Genomic DNA, 23,513 nt, shown 5'->3' with positions numbered 1-23,513 from the left:
TATTGTTCTGGCGACAAGTTGTTCTGCGGGTAGCTTATTTGAGTCTAGAGTGATCATTGGCATCAGCCAGTGACAATAGGCGCCACTTTAGTATCCTTCGGTAATTGGCCGTAGCATGCGGCTCATCATTTAAGTACACGCCATGAGCGAACGAACGACTTCTGCAAGCTGGGCGATGGGGATTGTCAAAGCACTGGAAATGGACGGCCTGGATTGCCGGGTTTTGTTCAAGCAGCTGGGGCTCGACTACGCGTCGCTGGATGATCCGGATGCGCGCTTCCCGCAAGATTCCATGACGCGGCTGTGGCAGCGCGCGGTCGAGCTGTCCGGTAACCCGGCGATCGGCCTGAACATGGGCAAGGTGGTGCGACCGGCATCCTTCCATGTCGCCGGTTACGCCTTGATGTCGAGCCAGACGCTGGCCGAAGGCTTTCAGCGGCTGGTGCGTTATCAGCGGATCATTGCCGAAAGTGCCGACCTGAGTTTCCGCTTGCTGGACGAGGGTTACGCACTGATCCTGACGGTTCACGGCGATCATCTGCCGCCGACCCGGCAAAGTGCCGAAGCCTCGTTGGCTTGCGCCCTGGCGCTGTGCGGCTGGCTGACTGGCCGCACCCTGCAACCGCGCAAGGTGCTGGTGCAGGGCGATGAACCCGCCGACCTCGAACCCTATAAACAAGCCTTCCATGCGCCGCTGGTGTTCAACGCCCCTTATGACGCGTTGATCTTCGAGCGCGCCGATATGGAAGCGCCGCTGCCGACCGCCAACGAGGCGATGGCGCTGCTGCATGACCGGTTTGCCGGTGAGTACCTGGCGCGGTTCTCCGAAAGTCGCGTGACCCACAAGGCCCGCCAAGTGCTGTGCCGTTTGCTGCCCCAGGGTGAACCGAAGCGCGATACCGTGGCGCAGACGTTGCACCTGTCACAACGCACCTTGCAGCGCCGCTTACAGGAAGAAGGCACGAGTTTCCAGACCTTGCTCGACGACACCCGCCGTGAACTGGCCGAGCAGTACCTGGCGCAGCCGAGCATGACCCTGCTGGAAATTGCCTACCTGTTGGGGTTTGCCGACCCGAGCAATTTCTTCCGCGCCTTCCGCCGCTGGTTCGACGCCACGCCCGGCGAGTACCGGACGCGATTGCTCGACGCGCCGAAACTGATCAGTGACGCCAGAACGCCGGAATACACAGAACGAACACCGTAATGATCTCCAGTCGGCCCAGCAGCATGCCGAACGAAAGAATCCATTTGGCGGCGTCCGGCAGGGTCGCGAAGTTACCCGCCGGGCCAATGGTTTCCCCAAGGCCCGGGCCGACGCCGGACACGGTGCTGGCGGCGCCGGTCAGCGCGGTCATCCAGTCCACGCCGAGCAGCGACAGCAGCAGGGCGATCACGCAAATGGTGATGGCGAAAAAGAAGGAAAAGGTCAGGATCGAGCGCACGATTTCTTCGTCGAGGCGGTGGCCGTTGTACTTCTGCTTGATCACCGCGCGCGGGTGAATCAACTGGTTAAGGTTGGCCTTGAGCAGGATGTAGGCGACCTGGAAGCGGAAAATCTTGATCCCGCCCGCCGTCGAGCCCGAGCAGCCGCCGACAAAGCCCAGATAAAAGAACAGCATCAGCGAGAAATTGCCCCACAGGCTGTAGTCCCCCAGCGCGAAACCGGTGGTCGTGACCACCGAGGTCACGTTCAGCGCCACATGTCGCAGCGCCTCCAGCCAATGCAGATTGGTGGTCCACCAATACCAGGTGCCCAGCACCAGCCAGGTCACCAGCAGCATGCCGAGCAAACCCTGGACCTGCTGATCCTTGATCAGGGCCCGGCGGTTGCCGCGCAAGGTCGCTACGTACAGGGTGAAGGGCAGGCTGCCGAGAATCATGATGACGATCGCAACCCAGTGCACTGCCGGTTGCTTCCACTTGGCCAGGGACAGGTCGGAGGTGGAGAACCCGCCAGTGGAAATCGCCGACATCGCATGGTTGATCGCATCGAACAAGCTCATCCCGGCCCACCAGAACGCCAGGCTGCCGACAATGGTGATGCCGACGTACGCCGCGACGATCAGGCGCGCCACCATGTGCGAGCGGGGCATGACCTTTTCCGAGCGGTCCGACGATTCGGTCTGGAACAGGCGCATGCCACCGATGCGCAGCAGCGGCAGAATCGCCACCGCCATGCCGATAAAGCCGATGCCGCCGATCCAGTGCAGCAACGAGCGCCACATCAGGATGCCAGGGGACATGTCATCCAGGTGGTTAAGCACCGTGGAGCCGGTGGCGGTGATGCCGGACATGCTTTCGAAGAACGAGTCGGTGTAGCTGATGTGCTGGGTCAGCAGGAACGGCAGCGCGGCAAAGATGCACACCACCAGCCAACTGCTGACCGTCAGCAGGTACATGTCCCGCGGGCGCAGGTGCACGTGTTCCGGACGGCCGGGGATCACCAGGGCCAGGCCGGCGACGAAGGTGATCATGCTGGCCCAGAGGAATGACGGCAGGTCGCCCGTGCGATCGAAAATCACCAGCGTGGCCATGGGCACGACCATGGCGATGGCCAGGGTGATCAGGAAGATGCCGATGATGAAACCAATAGTCCGTAAGGTCGGCAACGCCATGAAGTCCGCTCGGGCTGAAATAGGGAAGGGCGCCATTCTACCTGTGGGGCGGGGCATGTAAACCGGCACTCCCGAGGTGGATCCCGCTAGAATAGCCAAACATTTTTTACAGGAGGTGGCCGATGCAGGCTCTCGACGCTTTGCTCAACCGTGTTTCCGTTCCACGACTGGTCGAACCGGCCCCGACCGCCGAGCAGCGGGAAGTGCTGTTCGCCGCCGCCATGCGCGCGCCGGACCACGGCCATCTGCAGCCATGGCGCTTCCTGACCGTCGAAGGCGCGGCGCGGGAGCAAATGGGTGAGATGCTGGCCGAGGCGGCGAAATTACAGGACAGCGAGGCGCCCGAAGCAGTGCTGGACAAGGCGCGCAACGGGCCGCTGCGCGCGCCGCTGGTGGTCGTGGTGATCGCGCGGTTGCAGGATCACGTCAAGTATCCGAAGTCCGAGCAACTGCTGGCGGCAGGCTGTGCGGCCCACGGAATTCTGCTGGCGGCCTATGCGCAAGGGATTGGCGCGGTATGGCGTACGGGTGAGTTGGCGTATTCAGCGCACGTGGCCAAAGGCCTGGGGCTGGCGGACGGGGAAGAGGTGATTGCGTTCCTGTACCTCGGCACGCCGCAAAAAGAACCGCGGGTGGCGGAGAAAGTCGACCTCGCCGAGTTCGTCAGCGCCTGGCCTGTCGCCTGACGATCGTTCCCACGGGAATGCCTCAAGGGACGCTCTGCGTTCCAATGGGACGCGGAGCGTCCCGGGCTGCATTCCCACGCGGAACGTGGGAACGATCTAAGCAGGCACTCCCGGCACCAACGGCAATTCCAGGCTGGCAATAAACCCGCCCTGCGGGTGATTGGCCAGCACCAGGCTGCCGCCATGCCGCTCAGCAGCGCGCCGCGCAATGGCCAGCCCCAGGCCATGCCCGGCCGCAGTTTGCCCCGGCGCGCGATAAAACGGTTCGCCCAGCAGGTTCAAATGCTCGGCCTCGACCCCCGGCCCATGGTCACGCACGCTCACCACCATTCGCTCGCCCTGACGCGAGGCCTGCAGTTCAATCGGTTGGCCCACCGGGTTAAAGCGCTGGGCGTTGCGCAGCAAATTGTCCACGGCACGCTCGATCATGGTCGGCCAACCCTTGAGGTTGAGCTGCGGCTCGGCGTCCAGGTGCACGGTCTGTTCCGGGAAGCCCAGTTGCGCATCTTTTTGCAGGGTTTGGAGCAAGGCGTTGAGATCGACCTCTTCGGCGCTGGCGTTATCGGCATCGACCCGGGCCAGGACCAGGATTTCGCTGATCAGCGCTTCCAGTCGATCGCATTCACGGGTCAGGCGCGGCCAGAGTTTCTGCCGTTCTTCCGGGTTGGCCCGCTCGGCCAGGGCCAGGGCAATCCGTAACCGCGCCAGCGGCGAGCGCAATTCGTGGGACACGTCCCGCAGCAATTGCCGCTGGCTGCCGATCAGGCTTTGCAGGCGCGCGCCCATGCGGTTGAAGTCGTTGGCCAGCACGCCGAATTCATCGCGCCGGTTGGCCAGTTTCACCAAACTGTTCTGCTGATAGGTGGTTTGCCCCAGGTCATGCACCGCGCCACGCAAACGGCTGAGCGGGCGCGTGATCGAGAGCGTCACCAGCAAGCTGAACAAGGTCAGCACCACCAGCGCAATCCCCAGCGCGCTTAACGGCCAGAGCAGGCTTTCGCGGTGCCAGGAGTCGAGTTCCGGGTGCGGGATGCGGTAGATCAGCAGGTAGGTGTTGCCGGTTTTTTCGCTGGTGTATTCAGCGGTCAGACGGCGCCACGGCAAGCGGCGATCATCATCATTCTGCCGTGCTTCAAACGCAGCGGCCCGACGCGGGAAGGTGCCGCGCACCACCGGGTCGCCGCTCTCGTTGAGCACCTGGACGTCGATGTGATATTGGCGTTTGCGCTGTTCGAGGATGTCCTGGGCAGCGTCTTCGCCCTGGGCTTCATAGGTTTGCGTCCACTCTTCGGCCAGGGTGTTGAGGCCCGGATGGCGGCTGAGAATCCACGCGTCCTGGTTGAGCATGTGCCCCAGCAGAATGGATAGCCCTGCAACCAGAGCGATGGCCAACCAGAAGCTGGCCAGGATACGCCAGAACAATGAGCGCACAGAAAATCCTCAAACAAAGAAAGCCCAACGGCGATTAACCGTTGGGCCAGAGCGAAACACTAGAACATTATTGCGCTTTTTGCGGTTGTTGCGCTTTCCAGGCCTTGAACTCAGCCCACTCGGCACGACGCTCGGCTTGTTTCTTCTGGATTTCGTCGAATTTCTTCTGTTGATCCGGTTTCAGCACGGCGCGGACATCGGCCTGGGCTTTCTGATGCTTGGCGGCCATTTCGTCTTTCATGGCTTTCTGGTCAGCCGGGGAGAGTTTCTCCAGGTACTTGTCGACCAGCTGTTTGCGATCATGCATCTGCTCGCCCATGATTTTGCGGATCTGCTCGCGCTGTTCGCGGCTCAGGTCCAGCTGGCTGTACGGGCCTTTGCCGTGCATGCCGTGCATCTGACCGCCGTGGCGCGCTCCGTCCATCGGGCCACCCATCGGGCCGGCACCTTCAGGCATGGCCATGGCAACGGTCGGCAGGGCGGCGGCGAACATCAGAGCGATAAGAGTCTTGCGCATGGTGAATCTCCTTGTCTCGTTCCCGGTACGTTCCGGATGAGTTCAGATTACGGAGATCAAGGTCAGCGGCGGTCAGCGGAGCGTAAAGCTTGGGTAAAGACAGTTTTGCGCCGACCTGACACTTCTGCCAGGCACTGGTCTGTGGCGAGGGAGCTTGCTCCCGTTGACTGCGCAGCAGTCTGCTTCTTTTCAGGTCAAGAGAGGGCCGCTTCGCAGCCCAGCGGGAGCAAGCTCCCTCGCCACAGGTCGCATTTAGCCAGTTAGAGGCTGTAGTAATAGCCGCGGCTACGCAGGGCGACGATGCGCGGACGCCCATCGGGGTGCGGGCCGATCTTCTTGCGCAGGTTGCTGACGTGCATGTCCAGGCTGCGGTCATACAGGGTCAGCTTGCGGCCGAGGGCGATCTGCGCCAGTTCCTGTTTGTCCAGGGGCTCGCCGGGTTGCTTGATGAGGGCTTCGAGCAAGCGGCTTTCGGAGACGGTGAGGGTGAATTCCTGTTCATCGATGCTGACCACGCCGCGCACCGGGCTGAAGCACAGGTCGCCGAGTTCGAGCTGGCTGGACACCGCCGCCGGATGACTGCGGCGCAATACCGCGCGCAGGCGGGCTGTCAGTTCCCGTGGATCGCAGGGCTTGGCCAGGTAATCGTCGGCGCCCAGTTCCAGGCCGAGGATGCGGTCCAGCGGTTCGCCACGGGCCGAGAGCATCAACACCGGCAAGTCCGGGTGGTCGCTGCGCAATTGCTTGAGCAGTTCCAGGCCACTGCCGTCGGGCAGCATCACGTCCAGCACCACGGCCGCCGGGGAGGTTTCGGCCAGCGCACGGCGGGCACTCTGGCCGTCGTGACAGGCACGGACCACAAAGCCTTCCTGGCTCAACCAACTGCTCAGGAGCTCGCACAGCTCCTGGTCATCATCAATTAATAACAGCTCGCTCATGACTCACTCAATTTAGCCATTGCCGACGTTTTCGACTTGCTCCACTGGCAAAGATACCGCAGAGCAGGGCCAATAGCGCTACTCCGGCACCGGTCACGAACCATTGCTGCTGATCAGTCAGCAAGCGTGGCAGTGGACTGCTGGCCAGGGCTTCCTTGAGTTGCAGCTTCAAACGCTGGTTCTCCTGGCGCAACCGGCTCAGCTGGGCGCTTTCGCGTTCGGCATCGGCACTTTGCAGTTGCTTGTTCAGTTCTTCTCGTTGCTGCTCGCTGACCTTCAAGCGTTGCTGCAACTCGGCGATCTGGCTGCCGGCGCTCAACGACAACGGCGTGGAGTTACTGCCGGGGGCAGTCTCTTCACCGTGCACGGGGGCCACGACCGACAACGTCACCAACATCAGACACAACGGACCCTTGCGCATCACGACTCCTGATTCCAATCGAGTTATTGGGCAAGTTGTCGGCAGGCAAACGAGAATAATGAGCGATTGAGAGCGCGATGAACCGACAAGGTTCATCGCGAGGGGGAAATTTACGGCAGGACTTGCTTGAACGGCTTCACGGAAACATTGGCGTAGACGCCTGCGGCCACAAATGGGTCGGCTTCGGCCCAGGCCTGTGCGGCGCCCAAAGATTCGAATTCGGCAACGATCAGGCTGCCGGTGAATCCTGCGGCGCCCGGATCATTGCTGTCCACGGCAGGGTTCGGGCCGGCGAGCACGATGCGACCTTCGCTCTTGAGCTGTTGCAGGCGCTCAAGGTGCGCGGGCCGGTTAGCCAGGCGGGCTTCCAGGGAGTTGGCGACGTCTGTGGCAACAATGGCGTAGAGCATGTCAGTCCTCGGTTTTTGGCGTTGTAGTGTCGGCGTCATGCAGGTGGCGGGACAGGTAGATACCCTGCGCGACCAGGAACAGCAGGGTCATGCCCAGGCTGCCGAACACCTTGAAGTCGACCCAGTAGTTCTGGAAGGTGAACGCGACGAACAGGTTGGCGGCGCCGCAGAACAGGAAAAAGGCGATCCAGGCGATGTTCAGGCGGGTCCAGACCGCGTCCGGCAGGGTCAGCGCGTGGCCCATGATGCGTTTGATCAGCAGTTGGTCGCCGATGAAGTGGCTGCCGATGAACGCCAGGGCGAACAGCCAGTTGACCACCGGGGCTTTCCATTTCAGGAAGGTTTCGCTGTGGAACGCCAGGGTCAGGCTACCGAAGACCAGGCAGGCGATCAGGGTCAGCCACTGGCTCTTCTCCAGCTTGCGTTGTTTGATGAAGAGCGTGCCGTACACCACCAGGGAACTGATGATCAGCATGGCGGTGGCACTGTAAATACCGCCTACAGTGACCTCATGACCGGCAATGTCGACGACCCGTGGATCGATTTTGAAGACAATGAAAAACAGCAGAAGCGGGATGAAGTCGATGAATTGTTTCACAGTGGCAGCCAGAAGCAGGATGTGTCGGCATAATAACAAACATATTGGCGCGCGATAGCGCCAGCTGATTTGAGGTTACAAAGCCCTGTGAATGTTGATTTGCACTGCCATAGCACGGCCTCCGATGGCGCCCTGGCGCCTGCGGTACTGGTTGCGCGTGCGTTCGAGAAAGGCGTGCGAGTCCTGGCCTTGACCGATCACGACACCCTTGAAGGCCTCGATGAGGCCCGCAGCGCGGCGACGGCGTTGGGGATGCAACTGGTCAACGGCGTCGAATTGTCCTGCACCTGGGGCGGCGCGACCATTCATGTGTTGGGCTACGGTTTCGACGTGAATGCCGTACCGTTGGTCGAGGCGATTGCCCGATTGCACGATGGGCGCTGGCTACGGTCCGAAGAAATAAGCCGCAAATTGGCGCTCAAGGGCATGCCTGGCGCGATGGACGGTGCTCGCGAGATGCAGCAAGCACTGGGCGACAGCGGCAACGCGCCGGCCCGTCCGCATTTTGCCGACTGGATGGTGCGCGAAGGCTACGTCAAGGACCGCGCCGAAGCGTTCCGCAAATGGCTGGGCGCCGGCAAGCTGGGGGACGTCAAGCAACACTGGCCGACCCTGGAAGACACCGTCGCGACCCTGCGCGCCGCCGGTGCCTGGGTTAGCCTGGCGCACCCATGGCATTACGATTTCACTCGCAGCAAGCGTCGTCGCCTGATTTCTGACTATATTCAAGCAGGGGGCCACGCAATCGAAGTGGTCAATGGCCATCAGCCCGCCGAACAGGTCGGCAGCCTGGCCATTCTTGCTCGCGAGTTCGGTCTGCTGGTCAGCGCCGGCAGTGATTTTCATGGCCCTGGAGGCTGGTCGGAAATCGGTGAATACCGCCCGGTTCCGGAGGATCTGCCACCATTATGGTGTCGATTCAAACATGACCCAATTATTGCCGCCGTCTGAACAGGTAGAGAATGTGAGTCAATTTTTCCAGATTCATCCGGAAAACCCGCAAGCGCGCCTGATCAAACAGGCTGTCGAGATCATCCGCAAAGGCGGGGTGGTGATTTATCCCACAGACTCGTCCTACGCCATTGGTTGCCAGATCGGCGACAAGAACGCCGTGGAGCGCGTACGCCGCTTGCGTCAGCTCGACGACAAGCACAACTTCGCGCTGATTTGCAGTGACCTGTCGCAGCTGGGCATTTTTGCCAAGATCGACACCGGCACTTTCCGTATCCTCAAGGCCCACCTGCCGGGGCCTTACACCTTTATTCTCAACGCCACCCGCGAAGTGCCGCGCCTGTTGCTGCACGCCAAGAAGCGCACCATCGGCCTGCGGGTGCCGAGCCATCCGATCGCCCTGGCGCTGCTGGCCGAACTGGGCGAGCCATTGATGAGCGTGACCCTGATCATGCCGGGCGACACCGACCCGCTGAGCGATCCCCACGAAATGCGCCAGTTGCTGGAGCACCAGGTGGATCTGATCATCGACGGCGGTTTCGGCGGGATCAAGGCGTCCACGGTGATCAACCTCGCCGACGGCGAACCGGAAGTGATCCGCGTCGGTTGCGGCGACCCTGCGCCGTTCATGGCCGAGGCGTAGATGTCTGCAGTAGAACCCGTCGACAGTCAGGCCGGAGCCCAGCAAGAGCTGCCCTTCGCCATGGTCTATGGCCAGGCGGTCATGGAAATGCCGCTGGACCTGTACATCCCGCCGGATGCCCTCGAAGTCTTTCTCGAAGCCTTTGAAGGCCCGCTCGATCTGCTGCTGTACCTGATCCGCAAACAGAACATCAACATCCTCGACATCCCGGTGGCGGAAATCACCCGGCAATACATGGGCTATGTCGAGTTGATGCAGTCGGTGCGCCTGGAACTGGCCGCCGAGTACCTGGTGATGGCGGCGATGCTGGCCGAGATCAAGTCGCGGATGTTGCTGCCGCGCGCCGAAACCATTGAAGCCGAGGAAGATGACCCGCGCGCCGAACTGATCCGGCGCTTGCAGGAATACGAGCGCTTCAAAGCCGCTGCCGAAGGCATCGATGGCCTGAGCCGGGTCGGTCGCGACGTGGTGGTGCCCAAGCTTGATGCCCCGGAAGCTCGGGCGCGAAAGCTGGTACCGGACGTGAGCCTGGAAGAATTGCTGATGTCCATGGCCGAGGTCCTGCGCCGGGGCGACATGTTCGAAAGTCACCAGGTCAGCCGCGAGGCCTTGTCCACCCGCGAGCGCATGAGTGACGTGCTGGAACGGCTCAAGGGCGGCGGCTTCGTGCCCTTTGTCGAACTGTTCACCGCGGAAGAAGGACGGCTGGGGGTGGTGGTGACCTTTATGGCGGTCCTCGAACTGGTCAAGGAATCCTTGGTCGAGCTGGTGCAGAATGAGCCGTTCGCGCCGATCCATGTGCGGGCCCGAGCCGAATAACGAGTTGAATCATGAACCTGACTGAACCCCGCGAGCTGGCGCCACTGCTTGAAGCCTTTCTGTTGGCCTCGGGAAAACCGCAATCCCTTGAACGCCTGTTCGAACTCTTCGAAGAGGGCGAGCGGCCGGAACCGCCGGTATTCAAGAAAGCGCTGACGATTCTGGCCAAGTCCTGCGACGGCCGCGCTTTTGAATTGAAGGAAGTCGCGTCCGGTTATCGCCTGCAAATCCGTGAGAAGTTTTCGCCGTGGGTCGGTCGTTTGTGGGAGGAGCGCCCGCAACGTTATTCCCGCGCCATGCTCGAAACCATGGCGCTGATCGCCTATCGCCAGCCGATCACCCGGGGCGAGATCGAAGACGTGCGCGGCGTGGCGGTCAACAGCCACATCGTCAAAACGTTGCTGGAACGCGAGTGGATTCGCATCGTCGGTTACCGTGATGTGCCGGGCAAACCGGCGATGTTCGCCACCACCAAGGTGTTTCTCGATCACTTCAACCTGAAGAATCTCGACGATTTGCCGCCGCTCGCTGAACTGCGCGAGATGGAGCCGGATCCGGTGCTCGACTTCGACGACGCACCGGTACCGGCCGGTTTGCAGGAACTGGCCGACGCCAGTGCCGAGCCGGAAGAGCCCAAGGAAGAAACCAGTTTCCACACGCTGTTGCTGGAACTGGATGACATGGAGCAGGGGATCAAGACTGACTTTGATGACTTGTTGCGTGATGGCGCGGTGACGGAGGGCGAGGAGCTTTTGGAGCAGCGGGAGCCTGAGCCTGAGCCGGAAATCGAAGTTGAACTTCAAATCGAAGCTGAAGCCACAGTTGAAGAAGAGCCGGAAGACGACGTGCTCGGTGTGGCCGAAGCCCGGGAGAAGCTCCTGGCTGCTGTCGCCGCTCTGGAGCAACCCAAGCCCGAACCGGAGCTGAGCGACGAAGAAGCCGAAGCCCGGGCCCTGGCCGAAGCGATCGAGGCCGAACGCCGCGAATTCGACGACGATTAACCTTCCACTGATCGTTCCCACGCTCCGCGTGGGAATGCATCCCGTGACGCTCTGCGTCACAGCGGACGCAAAGCGTCCGTGGTGGTATTCCCACGCGGAGCGAGGGAGCGAGCGGAGTCAAAAAATGAGCTCAACCAAAGACCCCTGCATCAGCGTCTGCAAATTCACCGACGACATCTGCGTGGGGTGCGGGCGCAGCAAGCGCGAAATCAAGGCCTGGAAGAAACTCGACAAGACCGACAAACGCACCGTGCTCGCCGAAGCGGCGCTGCGCCTGATCAAGCTTGGCGCCACCGGTCGGCGGAAAGGCAAGTAAGTCTCGATTGATCAGCTAGTCTCTGATGCGCGAACGCTCGCATGAGCGTATGATTCGCGACCCTCCGGCGATCCCTTCGCCCGAGACCCTGCTTTCAACGCTTCAGGCCCCTCACTTCAGAGCTGCCTGAACAGACCACACCGGGAGGTGCCCAGATGAGTATCAACGACCAGAAAGACGGCCCGAAAGACGACGCCGAAATCGGCCCCGCAGGCGAAAAACTGCAGAAAGTCCTCGCCCGTATCGGCGTCGGCTCGCGCCGTGACGTAGAAGCCTGGATCAGCCACGGCCGCATCAAGGTCAACGGCAAAGACGCCACCCTTGGCCAGCGCGTCGACATGCACGACGCCATCACCATTGATGGCCGCGTGATCAAGCGCGAAGAAGCCGCCGAGTCGGTACGCCGCGTGATCATGTACAACAAGCCCGACGGCGAAATCTGCACCCGCCTTGACCCGGAAGGCCGTCCGACCGTATTCGACAAGATGCCAAAACCGAAAGAAGGTCGCTGGATCAACATCGGCCGTCTGGACATCAACACCACCGGTCTGCTGATGTTCACCACCGACGGTGAACTGGCCAACCGCCTGATGCACCCTTCCTACGAAATGGACCGTGAATACGCGGTACGTGTGCGTGGCGAAGTCGATGACGAGATGATCGAGCGCTTGAAAGCAGGCGTCGTCCTCGAAGACGGCCCGGCCAAGTTCACCGACATCAAGCAAGCCCCGGGTGGCGAAGGTTTCAACCACTGGTACCACTGCGTGGTGATGGAAGGTCGCAACCGCGAAGTTCGTCGCCTGTGGGAATCCCAGGGCCTAGTGGTCAGCCGCCTGAAGCGCGTGCGTTTTGGTCCGGTGTTCCTCAACTCCGACCTGCCGATGGGGCGCTGGCGCGAAATGAGCCAGTACGAAGTCGACATTCTGAGTGCTGAAGTGGGCCTGACGCCTGTGGCCATGCCGCAGATGAACGCCAAGAGCAAAGACAAGCTCGATCGCATGCAGCGTAAATCGTCGCGTCCGATGGGCAAGACCGAGCGCGTGCGTTCGTTGCGTCCAGCCATCGGTAACCAGACCGCTGCGACGCCGCGTGATACCCGCGAACCGCATATCGAAGGCGAGCGTCCAGCCCGCAAGCCCGCAGCACCTCGTGCTGACGGCGAGCGCGGTCCACGCACGCCACGTCCGGCCAATGGCCGCACCGAGCGCGGCGAAGGCCGTGGCGCACCAAGCGGTGGTCGTAGCGATCGCGGCGCTCCTCGTGGTGAGGCTCGTGGTGATTCGAGTCGCGGTACGCCAGTGGCGGATCGTCCGGCCGATACCAAGCGCCCGGCCAAGGCACCGGCGAAGAAGCGTCCGGGCATCGTCCTGGTCGACAAGGACACGCCATCGGGCAAACGCCGTGGCGCGCCAGCCGGTTCGGGCCAGCGTCCGGGCTTTGGGCGTCGCAAGCCGGAGTAATCGGTAAGCGAGTCATAAAAAACGCCAACCTTAGGGTTGGCGTTTTTTTTGGTCTGGCTGATCGTTCCCACGCTCTGCGTGGGAATGCAGCCCGGGACGCTCCGCGTCCCAACCGAAGCGAACGCGGAGCGTCCATTGAGGCATTCCCACGCGGTGCATGGGAACGATCATTCAGAACACAAACCGCCCATCAAACACCGTCTCATCGTCCAGCGCCAACACGCCACTGGAGAAGATCAAATCCAGGTGATGACTGCCCTTGGCCCCGCCGCCCAACCCCAGGTGCAAGCCGCAATGGCGTTCCTCGAACCCGGCGTTGCGCGCGTAAAGCTCCTTCACGCCTTCATTGGTGCCAATGCCCAACTCCTCGATCCGCCGATTCGACGGATTGGCGTCCAGGTATTTGTTGAAGTCATGCTCCAGCCCCGGCACGTCCGTGGCGATTTTGCGGATGGTCGAGTTCTCGATCCACAGCTCCAGCGGCGATTCCAGGACTCCGTACTTGCGGGCAAACGGAATGGTGCTGAGGAACGTTCCCATGAACTTCACGCGGCCATTAATCTCTTCGCTATGAGTCGCGATCTCGCCGGGGGCCAGGTCAAAGTTGCCGACACCGTTGATGTCAGTCCACTTCTTGATACTGCTCAGCGGTGTTTCAAACCATGAGCCGTGATCATCTTTGAAACTGAGCGTCGTGGCATGGGACATGCGCTGGATCAAGTGGCTGTTCAACCCGGCAATGCGCTGCGGGGTGACGCTGAAAGTGTCGTAGAAATAATCGCCGTAATCCTTGAACAGCAGCGACTTCTTCCAGTTTTCCGCCATTACGCCTTGCAGCGCGCGGACAAATTCCGGGCCGTCGGGACGTGGGTTGGGCAGGGTGGAAGAGTCGTAGAAGAAAATATACAGATCACTGTCAGTAATCGCCTGAGCCAGCAATTCGGTGGGTTCGAGGTCCAGGCGCATGGCGCTGAAGCTGAACGGTGTGCTGCTACCGGCCTGTTCGGCGATAGCGCCGGTCAGTGCCTCGTAATCAGCGGTGTGGCCGAGCAGGACCTTCGCCGGGTTGACGCCGACGAGGGCCGGATGTTGTTCGAGGTAGTAAAGGAAATGCGAGATAGCCCGTTGCTTATCCATGTAGTCCTCCCTGACAAACCGAGAAATGTGGCAGGCGCGACCGGCCGGATCGCGCCTGCCGGGATGGCTTACAGAGGCCACATCGCCGTGCCGAACGGAACAACCGCGTCGGCTTGCATCATTTCAACGGCGGCTTCATGGGTCGGTGCCTCAAACCAATCGTCCAGTTGCAGTTCAGTTTCCAAGTCTTTGTCCAGTTGCATGTGAATCTCCTAGATGACTTTTGAGTAAGAACAGCGGCGTTGTTTTCAATCGATGAATACAACACCAACTTGCCGGTCGATGCGGCTCGGCAAGTCGCTGAAAACCTAGTTCAACGGTTTTTAAAATGCAAAAAAATAATTAAATAAGATTTGTTTGAACTATTTATTCCATTTTTTCAAGGCGAACTTCTTAATAAAAAACAAAAAACTAACTCGACCTTTTCCTTAGGAAGCTTCCTACCGTCAATTTGCAGTCGGCTGACAGAAAGATCTGATTTGGCAAATTTACGTTACGGCTTGTAACGCAAAGTTGACGAAATCGACGGCCAAACCCTGTCGTAGGACGCCTTTGCAAGGGCTGTAAGGAAAACCTTCCGCCAGGTCGTCTCGCGCCTGTCTCGCAAGGCTCTGGCGCGCTTGTTTCAGCGGCGTTTGAAGGGTGAGATGCGTCCCATGCCTGCCGTGCAGGTGCATAACAAGAAGGAGGCGCAATGAACGCCGTGATCGATCTCCATTTCTCCCCGTGGGTGGATTTTTTCATCGCCTGCGCCGACGACCTGCAAAGGTCCGACTCTTTTATTGCAGCTGCCCGAGACCCTCGAGGCGGACACAGGCAATCCCGGCAACCGACACGCTGATCCAGCGGGTCTGGCAGCAGGGGGTTAGCGGTGTACAATGCGCCGCGTTTTAACTGTGACCTCCTGCGCATCTGCGCACTTCAAGGCTACCCGTCTTGTTCACTCCGCCGCGCCACAAGCGTGTCGGGTTCGATTTCGTCACAGATAAAAACAAACAGGTGACGCATGACCGTTGTAAATACGCTGAACTCCTGGTGCTTGCGCTGGGGTTTGATCGGCGCTGCTTGAAATTGCAGCTGAGCAGCAACGTCTACTGAACATCATCAAACCTTGCGTGAGACCCTTTTCATGAGTGGACAAAACTCGCATTCAGGCGAGCTGAAACGCGGCCTGAAAAATCGCCATATCCAGCTGATCGCCCTCGGTGGCGCGATCGGTACCGGGCTGTTCCTTGGTTCGGCGGGCGTCCTTAAATCCGCTGGCCCGTCGATGATCCTCGGCTATGCCATCTGCGGTTTCATCGCTTTCATGATCATGCGCCAGCTCGGCGAGATGATCGTCGAAGAGCCGGTGGCCGGTTCCTTCAGCCACTTCGCCCACAAATACTGGGGCGGTTTCGCCGGCTTCCTGTCGGGCTGGAACTGCTGGATCCTGTACATCCTGGTGGGCATGTCGGAGCTGACCGCGGTCGGCAAGTACATCCACTACTGGGCGCCGGACATCCCGACCTGGGTCTCGGCCGCCGGTTTCTTCGTGCTGATCAACCTGATCAACCTGGCCAACGTCAAAGTATTCGGCGAGGCCGAATTCTGGTTCGCCATCATCAAGGTCGTGGCGATCGTCGGCATGATTGCCCTGGGCAGCTATTTGCTGGTCAGCGGCAACGGCGGCCCGCAGGCCTCGGTGAGCAACCTGTGGTCCCACGGTGGTTTCTTCCCGAATGGCGTCAGCGGACTGGTGATGGCCATGGCGATCATCATGTTCTCCTTCGGCGGCCTGGAAATGCTCGGTTTCACCGCAGCTGAAGCCGACAAGCCGAAAACCGTGATCCCGAAAGCCATCAACCAGGTGATCTACCGGATCCTGATTTTCTACATCGGCGCCCTGGTCATCCTGCTGTCGCTGACGCCATGGGACAGCCTGCTGGCGACCCTGAACGCGTCCGGCGATTCCTATAGCGGCAGCCCGTTTGTGCAGGTGTTCTCGATGCTCGGCAGCAACACCGCCGCGCACATCCTCAACTTCGTGGTCCTGACCGCGGCATTGTCGGTGTACAACAGCGGCACCTACTGCAACAGCCGCATGCTGCTGGGCATGGCCGAGCAGGGCGATGCGCCGAAGGCCCTGGCGAAGATCGACAAGCGCGGCGTGCCGGTGCGTTCGATCCTGGCCTCGGCCGCAGTGACGCTGATTGCCGTGCTGCTGAACTACCTGATCCCGCAAAACGCCCTGGAGCTGTTGATGTCCCTGGTCGTGGCGACCCTGGTGATCAACTGGGCGATGATTAGCTTTTCGCACTTCAAGTTCCGCCAGCATATGGACAAAACCAAGCAGACGCCGCTGTTCAAGGCCCTGTGGTACCCGTACGGGAACTACATCTGCCTGGCGTTCGTGGCGTTCATCCTGTGCGTGATGCTGCTGATCCCGGGCATTCAGATCTCGGTGTATGCGATCCCGGTGTGGGTCGCGTTCATGTGGATCTGCTACGGCATCAAGAACAAGCGCAGTGCGCAGCATGCGTTGCAGGCTGCAGCGAAATAACGCAGCACGTAGAAACAACAAACCCGGCCATGTGCCGGGTTTTTTGTTTTCAGGGGGATGCAAAATCCTGTAGGAGCAAGGCTTGCCCGCGAAGGCGTCGGCACATTCAGAATTGATGTTGGATGTGCCGACACCTTCGCGGGCAAGCCTCGCTCCTACAAGGTATTCTGGCGGTCCTGATATCGGACTTTTTTCCATGCTGGTGATTTCCAACAACGTGCATCTGCCGGATGCCGAGATCGAATTGACCGCCATCCGCGCCCAGGGCGCCGGGGGGCAGAACGTCAACAAGGTCTCCAGCGCCATGCACCTGCGCTTCGACATCCCGGCCTCGTCCTTGCCCGAGTTCTACAAGGAACGGCTGCTGGCGTTGCGCGACAGCCGCATCACCAGCGATGGCGTGTTGATCATCAAGGCCCAGCAATACCGCACGCAGGAAGCCAACCGCGCCGATGCGCTGGAACGGCTGGTCGAGTTGATCCTCAGCGCGACCAAAGTCGAAAAGAAGCGCCGCCCGACCAAGCCGACCCTCGGTTCGAAGAAGCGTCGGCTGGAATCGAAGACCAAGCGCGGCAGTATCAAGGCCGGGCGTGGCAAGGTGGATTTCTAGCGCGCGTCGCGTTGCTCCCGATACTTGGGCGCCTGGCGGTACAGGTAAACGCTCAACGCCAGACCGCTCAACGCGGCGAGGGCGGCAAACAGGAAGATCGAAGCAAAGCCAAATCCTGCCGCAATCGCACCGGCCAATGGCCCGGTAATCCCCAGCGACAAATCGATGAACAACGAATAAGCGCCAACCGCCGCGCCACGGCTGGAGGCGGGCACCAGGTTGACGGCTTCCACGCCCAGCGCCGGGAACACCAGCGAGAAGCCGAAGCCGCTCAGCGCCGCACCGGCCAGCGCCCAATTGGCGTCCGGTGCCATCCACAGCAGCAGCAAGCCCAGGGTTTCCACCGACAGGCAGGCAATCGCCACGCGAAATCCGCCGAGGCGGTTGATCAGGTTGCCGAACAGCAGTCGCGCGCCGATGAAACTGGCGCCGAACAGGCTCAGGCAGAGCACCGCGTTCGACCAATGCTGCGTGGCGTAATACAGAGTAATGAAGGTGGCAATGGTGCCGAAACCGATCGAGCCCAGTGCCAGGCCGCAGCCGTGGGGCAACACGCGACCGAGCACGTGCATGAACGGCAGGCGTTCCCCGACGACAATCGGTGCAGCGGTTTTCGGCCAGGCCAGTGCCAAGCCCAGCACGGCCAGTAGCACAATGCTCACGCCCATGCTCCACAAGCCCAGTTTATCGACCAGCCACACGCCAAACGGAGCGCCGATGGCGATGGCGCCGTAACTGGCGATGCCGTTCCAGGAGATGACCTTGGCGGTGTTCGCCGCGCCGACCCGGCCGATGCCCCAGCCGATCGAGCCGGAGCCCACCAGGCTTTCCGCGCTGCCGAGGATCAGGCGGCCGATCAGCAGGCTGATCAGGCTCAGCATCGGCAGGCTTTGGGTCCAGGCCGAAACCAGCATGAACACACCGCTCAAGCCACAACCGGCGAGGCCGTACATCACCGCCAGTTTGCTGCCCTTGTTGTCGATAATGCGCCCGGCGTACGGGCGGCTGAGCAGGGTGGCGAGGTATTGCACGCTGATTACCAGCCCGGCGATCACCGCGCCGAAGCCCAGGTCGCTGTGGACGTAGCCCGGCAATACGGCCAGGGGGATGCCGATATTGAGGTAGCCGATAAACGTGAAGAGGACGATGGAAACGACTTGCAGCGTGACCGCCAGGGGGCGCTGGTTTTCTGACATGGGTAAAAGTCCACGGGGCAGCAGGATAGATAGGCTGCTTATGATAGCGGCGCGAGGGGCGGGCGGTCGTGGAAAAGTAAAACTATTTGCCGGACGGGGGAATCAGGATTTGGCGGGCGCGACCAATTGAGTCGTGACCAGAGCGGCGAGGGCGTTTTCTTCGCTGCCGAAACGGGCCAGCAGGGCGGCTTGTTTTTCGGGGGAGAGGCGATTCCAGATCTCGATCATCTTCTCGGCGGTGCCGATCAGGACGCTGGCCTGGGTTTCGCTAAAATCATCAGTCATGGGGCGGGACTCGGGGGTTCAGGCGGTGTGGAAAGCGCATGTTAGCGCTTTCCACACGGTCTGGCATTGCAGGTGGATCAGTCTTCGCTGTCAGTCTTTCGACGGTCAGTGGCTTCTTTCGGCTCAGGCTGTTGGGCACTGGCTTGTTGCGGGGTTGTCTGCTCAGTTTCGTGCAGGCTTGGGAAGGGGAGATTAGGGATCTCGTGCATGTTTCGCGCTCCTCGCAAAGTCTGTTGATAGATCTGGTAGATCCGCGCTTTTAAAAAGCCTGGGCAGGATACAGCAGGAGAAATGACAAATAGACTTTTATCTGGGATTTCTGCGACCAATGGCCGCAGGGGAGGCGAAACGCAAAAGATCGAAGTCCCTACATGATCGTTCCCACGCAGAGCGTGGGAACGATCAGTGCGAAGTGAGGTTACTTGCAGACTTCAGCGATGGCTTCGGCCAGCAGCGCCAAACGCGTCGCATCAATTCCCGCCACGTTGGCCCGGCCGGAGTTGACCATGTACACGCTGTGATGATCGCGCAGTTGTTTCACCTGCTCGGCCGTCAACCCGGTGTAGGAGAACATCCCACGTTGCACGCCAATGTGCGCAAAGCGTTCGCGCAAGCCATGGGGTTCCAGGGCTTCCACCAGACCGCTGCGCAGTTGCGCGATGCGCAAACGCATGGCTTCCACTTCGTCGGCCCAGAGGCTTTTCAGCTCTGGATCGCCAAGGATGGTTGCCACCACAGCCGCGCCGTGATCCGGCGGGGTCGACCACAGGTTACGGGCGATGTTGGCCAGTTGGCTGCGGATATCGATTAATTTGTCCGCGGTCTTCGCGCAGACAATCAGCGCACCAGTGCGGTCGCGGTACAGGCCGAAGTTCTTCGAGCAGGAGCTGGTGATCAGCACTTCGGGCAACGCATCAACGAACAACCGGGTGGACCAGGCGTCCTGTTCCAGGCCATCGCCGAAACCTTGGTAGGCGAAGTCGATCAGCGGCAACAGCTCGCGGCGACGGACCACGTCCAGCACCCGACGCCAATCGTCATGGGACAGGTCGAAACCGGTCGGGTTATGGCAGCAGGCGTGCAGCAGCACTACATCGCCCTTCGGCGCTTCGTTGAGCACCGCAAGCATCGCTTCGACATCGAGACGGTTGTCGCTGCCCACGTACGGGTAGTGACTGACCTTGACCCCGGCCGTGGCGAAAATCGTTTCGTGGATCGGCCAGGTCGGGTTGCTCAACCAGACGCCACGGCCCGGCAGCATTTGCGCGATGAAGTCCGCGCTCAAGCGCAGCGCGCCGGTGCCGCCCGGGGTCTGGGTGACGCCGGCCCGTTGCTCGGCAATCAGCGCCGAATCGGCGCCGAGCACCAGCTCGTTCATCACTTTGCCGAAGGCTGGATCGCCATGCCCACCGATGTAGGTCTTGGTGGTCTGGCGATCCACCAGACGCGCCTCGGCGAGTTTCACCGCTTGAGGAATCGACGTCAGGCCCTGGGCGTCTTTGTAGACACCCACGCCCAAGTCGAATTTGCGCGGGTTGGGGTCCTGCGCATAGGCCTCCATCAGGCCGAGAATCGGGTCGCCGGGTACTCGGCCGATGGCGTCGAAATGCATTATTTGCGGCCCTCGGCATCCTTGGCGACGTCGTCAGTGCGCGCGGCCATGATGAAGTCGTTGCGGTGCAGGCCCTTGATCGAGTGGCTCCACCAGGTCACGGTGACTTTGCCCCACTCGGTCAACAAGCCCGGGTGGTGACCTTCGGCCTCGGAGATTTCACCGACAGCGTTGGTGAAGGCCAAGGCGTGCTTGAAATTCTTGAACAGGAAAACTTTTTCCAGCTGCATCACGCTGTCGCGAACTTCGATGTTCCAGTCAGGGATCTGTTTGATCAGTACCGGCAACTCTTCGTCGCTGACCTGAGGGGCGCCGGCTTGGCAGGCTTCGCAGTGGGCTTGGTTCAAAGTGGACATGGTCTGTTTCCCGATTCGATTCTTGTTAGACGTTACTATTTTTCAGCGCTGACCGCGACTGCCGGCATGTTCAGGCGGCTTTTGGCTTGGGCGGAAATTTCGGTGCGTGCAAGCCCAGCTGCATGCCTTGCTTGACCATGCCCATGATGTCTTCGTGGGCCAGGTCGAACAGGCGCTTGAGGTTGGGCAGCACAAAGTACAGCGGCTGCAAGATGTCGATGCGATACGGCGTGCGCATGCATTCCAGCGGATCGAAGGCCTGATGTTCCGGCTCGTCCGACATGCAATAAACAGTTTCTTTGGGCGAGGACAGGATGCCGCCGCCATAGATGCGCTGGCCCTGCGGGGTGTCGACCATGCCGAATTCGATGGTCATCCAGTACAGGCGCGCCAGGTACACGCGTTCTTCCTTGGAAGCCTGTAGGCCGAGTTTGCCGTAGGTGTGGGTAAATTCAGCAAACCAGGGGTTGGTCAGCAGCGGGCAGTGGCCAAAGATCTCGTGGAAAATGTCCGGCTCTTGCAGGTAATCCAGCTCTTCGCGGGTACGAATAAACGTCGCTACCGGAAACTGCTTGTTGGCGAGCAACTCGAAGAACGTCTGGAAGGGAATCAGCGCCGGAACCCGGGCAACCTGCCAGCCGGTGGTTTCACCAAGGACTTTGTTGATCTCTCCGAGTTGCGGAATGCGGTCGTGGGGCAGACCGAGTTTTTCGATACCGTCCAGGTATTCCTGGCACGCACGCCCTTCGATCACTTTCAGTTGGCGAGTGATCAGCGTGTTCCACACCGCGTGTTCTTCGGCGGGGTAGTCGATAAAACCTTGCGCATCGGGCTCGCGGGCCACGTATTGCGTCTGCTTCATGCTGCTCTCCTGCTAGGGGAATTCGTTCTTGTTATGTCCAAGCTATGGACCTAGGAATACCCCAAGGCGTGCGGTGATGCAGCAGAGGGTTTGGGTCGCGCGTAGGAAAAATCGCGGCTTTTCGTAAAGTTTTCGTTACGGATTGGCGACTGTGGCGCAGGTATTGAGTTTTCCGGGTTTGAAAAGCGCTCCGGCTGTCACATAATCTTGACGACTAACTGAGCACTCCCGCAGAAATTTTCCGGCGGCGAGCCTCGATCACCCTGTCCAGGCTCTTTATATGCGTATCAAAGTCCACTGCCAGAACCGCATCGGCATCCTGCGCGACATCCTTAACCTGCTGGTGGAATACGGGATCAACGTCGCGCGCGGCGAGGTCGGCGGTGAGCATGGCAACGCGATCTACCTGCACTGCCCGAACCTGATCAACATCCAGTTCCAGGCACTGCGTCCGAAATTCGAGGCGATTGCCGGGGTATTTGGCGTCAAGCGGGTAGGGCTGATGCCCAGCGAGCGTCGGCACATGGAGCTGAACGCGTTGCTCGGTGCCCTGGAGTTCCCGGTGTTGTCGATCGACATGGGTGGCTCCATTGTTGCGGCCAACCGTGCGGCGGCGCAGTTGCTCGGGGTGCGGGTGGACGAGGTGCCGGGGATTCCCTTGTCCCGTTACGCCGAGGATTTCGACTTGCCGGAACTGGTGCGCGCCAACAAATCGCGGATCAACGGTTTACGGGTGAAGGTCAAGGGCGACGTGTTTCTCGCCGACATCGCCCCGCTGCAATCGGAGCATGACGACAGCGAAGCCATGGCCGGCGCCGTGTTGACGTTGCACCGGGCGGATCGGGTCGGTGAGCGCATCTATAACGTGCGCAAGCAAGAGTTGCGCGGTTTCGACAGCATTTTCCAGAGCTCGAAAGTCATGGCAGCGGTGGTGCGCGAAGCGCGGCGCATGGCACCGCTGGATGCGCCGCTCTTGATAGAAGGCGAAACCGGCACCGGCAAAGAGTTGCTGGCGCGGGCCTGTCACCTGGCCAGTCCTCGCGGCCAGTCGCCGCTGATGGCGCTCAACTGCGCCGGCCTCCCAGAGTCCATGGCCGAGACCGAGCTGTTCGGCTACGGCCCTGGCGCCTTTGAGGGCGCTCGAGCCGAAGGCAAGCTCGGGCTGCTGGAGCTGACGGCGGGCGGTACACTGTTTCTCGATGGCGTCGGCGAAATGAGCCCGCGCTTGCAGGTGAAATTGCTGCGCTTTTTGCAGGACGGTTGCTTCCGTCGTGTCGGCAGTGATGAAGAAGTCTATCTGGATGTGCGAGTGATCTGCGCCACGCAAGTGGACCTGTCCGAATTGTGCGCGCGCGGCGAGTTTCGCCAGGATTTGTATCACCGCTTGAACGTGCTGTCGTTGCACATCCCGCCGCTGCGCGAATGCCTCGACGGGTTGACGCCGCTGGTGGAGCACTTCCTTGACCAGGCCAGTCGGCAAATCGGTTGCCCCTTGCCGAAACTGGCACCGGCGGCCATGGAGCGGCTCAGTCATTACCATTGGCCGGGCAATGTCCGGCAGTTGGAAAACGTGTTGTTCCAGGCGGTTTCCCTGTGCGAGGGCGGGACGGTCAAGGTCGAGCATATTCGCCTGCCGGATTACGGCGTGCGTCAGCCGCTTGGCGATTTCTCGCTGGAAGGCGGGCTGGATGCGATTGTCGGGCGCTTTGAAAAAGCGGTACTGGAGCGGCTGTATTCCGAGCATCCGAGCAGCCGGCAGTTGGGTAAGCGGTTGGGGGTTTCGCACACGACCATTGCCAATAAGCTCCGCGAATATGACGTCGGCAAAGAGTCAGGCACATGATCGTTCCCACGCTCTGCGTGGGAATGCAGCCCGGGACGCAGAGCGTCCCCAAAGCGGACGCAGAGCGTCCATTGAGGCATTCCCACGCAGAACGTGGGAACGATCAGTCCGAGGTTTGCCGCGAAGCGGCATAACACCGCCGGTTTTTCGACTTCGACACAATCCCCTCATCCCCTCCAAACCCCTCAAGTCCTTTGTTTGCCGGGCCCGGCGCCGTCAGAAAAAAGTTGGTCTGCAAATTGCTTAAGGCTCAGCAGTACAGCA

General features: G+C 60.7%; 26 protein-coding genes. 11 read left to right on the top strand and 15 right to left on the bottom strand.

The genetic code is table 11. From position 1 onward, the window contains the following. The first annotated feature begins 142 nt into the window (after positions 1-142). Entirely contained in the window at positions 143-1,204 is a 1,062-nt protein-coding gene (locus HKK52_RS12540; protein ID WP_202027637.1) for an AraC family transcriptional regulator, read from the top strand. Here HKK52_RS12540 and HKK52_RS12535 read toward each other — a convergent pair. Beyond that, positions 1,161-2,615 (bottom strand): TrkH family potassium uptake protein, encoded by a 1,455-nt coding sequence (locus tag HKK52_RS12535; RefSeq protein ID WP_169371073.1) that lies wholly within the window; start codon positions 2,613-2,615, stop codon positions 1,161-1,163. The two genes, HKK52_RS12540 and HKK52_RS12535, sit on opposite strands and share 44 nt — an antisense overlap. Before the next feature lie 122 nt (positions 2,616-2,737). Here HKK52_RS12535 and HKK52_RS12530 point away from each other — a divergent pair, with 122 nt between their 5' ends. Further along, positions 2,738-3,301 carry an NAD(P)H nitroreductase gene (locus HKK52_RS12530; protein WP_169371072.1) on the top strand — a complete coding sequence of 188 codons (564 nt, stop codon included), beginning with the start codon at positions 2,738-2,740 and terminating at the stop codon, positions 3,299-3,301. A gap of 96 nt (positions 3,302-3,397) precedes the next feature. Here HKK52_RS12530 and HKK52_RS12525 read toward each other — a convergent pair whose 3' ends face one another. The 6 genes from HKK52_RS12525 to HKK52_RS12500 all read right to left on the bottom strand — a co-directional run bounded on the left by HKK52_RS12525 (position 3,398) and on the right by HKK52_RS12500 (position 7,616). Then, positions 3,398-4,732, bottom strand: a complete 1,335-nt coding sequence (locus tag HKK52_RS12525) for a sensor histidine kinase (RefSeq protein ID WP_169371071.1) — start codon at positions 4,730-4,732, stop codon at positions 3,398-3,400. A 67-nt stretch (positions 4,733-4,799) separates the two neighbouring features. Then, positions 4,800-5,249 carry a Spy/CpxP family protein refolding chaperone gene (locus tag HKK52_RS12520; RefSeq protein ID WP_169371070.1) on the bottom strand — a complete coding sequence of 150 codons (450 nt, stop codon included), beginning with the start codon at positions 5,247-5,249 and terminating at the stop codon, positions 4,800-4,802. Positions 5,250-5,509: 260 nt separating this feature from the next. After that, positions 5,510-6,187 (bottom strand): response regulator transcription factor, encoded by a 678-nt coding sequence (locus tag HKK52_RS12515; RefSeq protein ID WP_123509090.1) that lies wholly within the window; start codon positions 6,185-6,187, stop codon positions 5,510-5,512. 7 nt (positions 6,188-6,194) lie between these two features. Further along, the gene (locus tag HKK52_RS12510) at positions 6,195-6,608 is read right to left on the bottom strand and encodes a translation initiation factor 2 (RefSeq protein WP_169371069.1); all 414 of its coding nucleotides are present in this window, start codon (positions 6,606-6,608) and stop codon (positions 6,195-6,197) included. Positions 6,609-6,718: 110 nt separating this feature from the next. Next, positions 6,719-7,018, bottom strand: coding sequence for a YciI family protein (locus tag HKK52_RS12505; RefSeq protein WP_169371068.1), 300 nt, complete (start codon positions 7,016-7,018; stop codon positions 6,719-6,721). A 1-nt stretch (position 7,019) separates the two neighbouring features. Further along, positions 7,020-7,616, bottom strand: coding sequence for a septation protein A (locus HKK52_RS12500; protein WP_133839185.1), 597 nt, complete (start codon positions 7,614-7,616; stop codon positions 7,020-7,022). An 87-nt stretch (positions 7,617-7,703) separates the two neighbouring features. Between HKK52_RS12500 and HKK52_RS12495 the strand changes: the two genes are divergently transcribed. The 6 genes from HKK52_RS12495 (at position 7,704) to rluB (ending at position 12,806) form a co-directional block, all read left to right on the top strand. Next, positions 7,704-8,567, top strand: coding sequence for a PHP domain-containing protein (locus tag HKK52_RS12495; RefSeq protein WP_133839184.1), 864 nt, complete (start codon positions 7,704-7,706; stop codon positions 8,565-8,567). Between the two features lie 13 nt (positions 8,568-8,580). Further along, positions 8,581-9,210, top strand: coding sequence for an L-threonylcarbamoyladenylate synthase (locus HKK52_RS12490; RefSeq protein WP_169371067.1), 630 nt, complete (start codon positions 8,581-8,583; stop codon positions 9,208-9,210). Between the two features lie 60 nt (positions 9,211-9,270). Continuing rightward, positions 9,271-10,029, top strand: a complete 759-nt coding sequence (locus tag HKK52_RS12485; protein ID WP_178117485.1) for a segregation and condensation protein A — start codon at positions 9,271-9,273, stop codon at positions 10,027-10,029. An 11-nt stretch (positions 10,030-10,040) separates the two neighbouring features. After that, complete coding sequence (gene scpB, locus HKK52_RS12480; protein ID WP_169371065.1) at positions 10,041-11,030, top strand: SMC-Scp complex subunit ScpB; 990 nt, start codon at positions 10,041-10,043, stop codon at positions 11,028-11,030. A gap of 124 nt (positions 11,031-11,154) precedes the next feature. Next, positions 11,155-11,346 (top strand): DUF1289 domain-containing protein, encoded by a 192-nt coding sequence (locus HKK52_RS12475; RefSeq protein ID WP_169371064.1) that lies wholly within the window; start codon positions 11,155-11,157, stop codon positions 11,344-11,346. 155 nt (positions 11,347-11,501) lie between these two features. Continuing rightward, entirely contained in the window at positions 11,502-12,806 is a 1,305-nt protein-coding gene (gene rluB / locus HKK52_RS12470; RefSeq protein WP_169371063.1) for a 23S rRNA pseudouridine(2605) synthase RluB, read from the top strand. A 171-nt stretch (positions 12,807-12,977) separates the two neighbouring features. On the opposite strand, the gene HKK52_RS12465 is transcribed toward rluB, so the two are convergent. Beyond that, a complete protein-coding gene (locus HKK52_RS12465) occupies positions 12,978-13,943 on the bottom strand; it encodes a leucyl aminopeptidase (RefSeq protein WP_169371062.1) in 966 nt (321 codons plus the stop codon). Positions 13,944-14,011: 68 nt separating this feature from the next. Continuing rightward, positions 14,012-14,146, bottom strand: a complete 135-nt coding sequence (locus tag HKK52_RS32790) for a hypothetical protein (protein ID WP_054049237.1) — start codon at positions 14,144-14,146, stop codon at positions 14,012-14,014. 926 nt (positions 14,147-15,072) lie between these two features. Here HKK52_RS32790 and HKK52_RS12460 point away from each other — a divergent pair. After that, a complete protein-coding gene (locus tag HKK52_RS12460) occupies positions 15,073-16,485 on the top strand; it encodes an amino acid permease (RefSeq protein WP_169371061.1) in 1,413 nt (470 codons plus the stop codon). Positions 16,486-16,681: 196 nt separating this feature from the next. Beyond that, positions 16,682-17,095, top strand: a complete 414-nt coding sequence (gene arfB, locus HKK52_RS12455) for an alternative ribosome rescue aminoacyl-tRNA hydrolase ArfB (protein WP_007920134.1) — start codon at positions 16,682-16,684, stop codon at positions 17,093-17,095. On the opposite strand, the gene HKK52_RS12450 is transcribed toward arfB, so the two are convergent. The 6 genes from HKK52_RS12450 to phhA form a co-directional block, all read right to left on the bottom strand. After that, positions 17,092-18,291 (bottom strand): MFS transporter, encoded by a 1,200-nt coding sequence (locus tag HKK52_RS12450; RefSeq protein WP_169371060.1) that lies wholly within the window; start codon positions 18,289-18,291, stop codon positions 17,092-17,094. The two genes, arfB and HKK52_RS12450, sit on opposite strands and share 4 nt — an antisense overlap. A gap of 102 nt (positions 18,292-18,393) precedes the next feature. After that, a complete protein-coding gene (locus tag HKK52_RS12445; RefSeq protein WP_054049614.1) occupies positions 18,394-18,576 on the bottom strand; it encodes a hypothetical protein in 183 nt (60 codons plus the stop codon). Positions 18,577-18,653: 77 nt separating this feature from the next. Further along, positions 18,654-18,785: a hypothetical protein gene (locus HKK52_RS32785; RefSeq protein ID WP_256672193.1), complete on the bottom strand. Its 132-nt coding sequence runs from the start codon at positions 18,783-18,785 to the stop codon at positions 18,654-18,656. A 209-nt stretch (positions 18,786-18,994) separates the two neighbouring features. Continuing rightward, positions 18,995-20,188, bottom strand: coding sequence for an amino acid aminotransferase (locus HKK52_RS12440; RefSeq protein WP_429513994.1), 1,194 nt, complete (start codon positions 20,186-20,188; stop codon positions 18,995-18,997). Next, positions 20,188-20,544 (bottom strand): 4a-hydroxytetrahydrobiopterin dehydratase, encoded by a 357-nt coding sequence (locus HKK52_RS12435; protein WP_123509107.1) that lies wholly within the window; start codon positions 20,542-20,544, stop codon positions 20,188-20,190. Before HKK52_RS12435 ends, HKK52_RS12440 begins: the two co-directional genes overlap by 1 nt. Positions 20,545-20,614: 70 nt before the next feature. After that, positions 20,615-21,406, bottom strand: a complete 792-nt coding sequence (gene phhA, locus HKK52_RS12430) for a phenylalanine 4-monooxygenase (protein ID WP_169371059.1) — start codon at positions 21,404-21,406, stop codon at positions 20,615-20,617. A gap of 280 nt (positions 21,407-21,686) precedes the next feature. Here phhA and HKK52_RS12425 point away from each other — a divergent pair, with 280 nt between their 5' ends. Further along, positions 21,687-23,249: a sigma-54-dependent transcriptional regulator gene (locus HKK52_RS12425; protein WP_169371058.1), complete on the top strand. Its 1,563-nt coding sequence runs from the start codon at positions 21,687-21,689 to the stop codon at positions 23,247-23,249. Positions 23,250-23,513: the final 264 nt, after the last annotated feature.

Origin of the sequence: Pseudomonas sp. ADAK2 (genome assembly GCF_012935755.1) — a bacterium.
Taxonomy (GTDB): domain Bacteria; phylum Pseudomonadota; class Gammaproteobacteria; order Pseudomonadales; family Pseudomonadaceae; genus Aquipseudomonas.
This window is presented reverse-complemented; position numbering and strand designations above follow the sequence as displayed.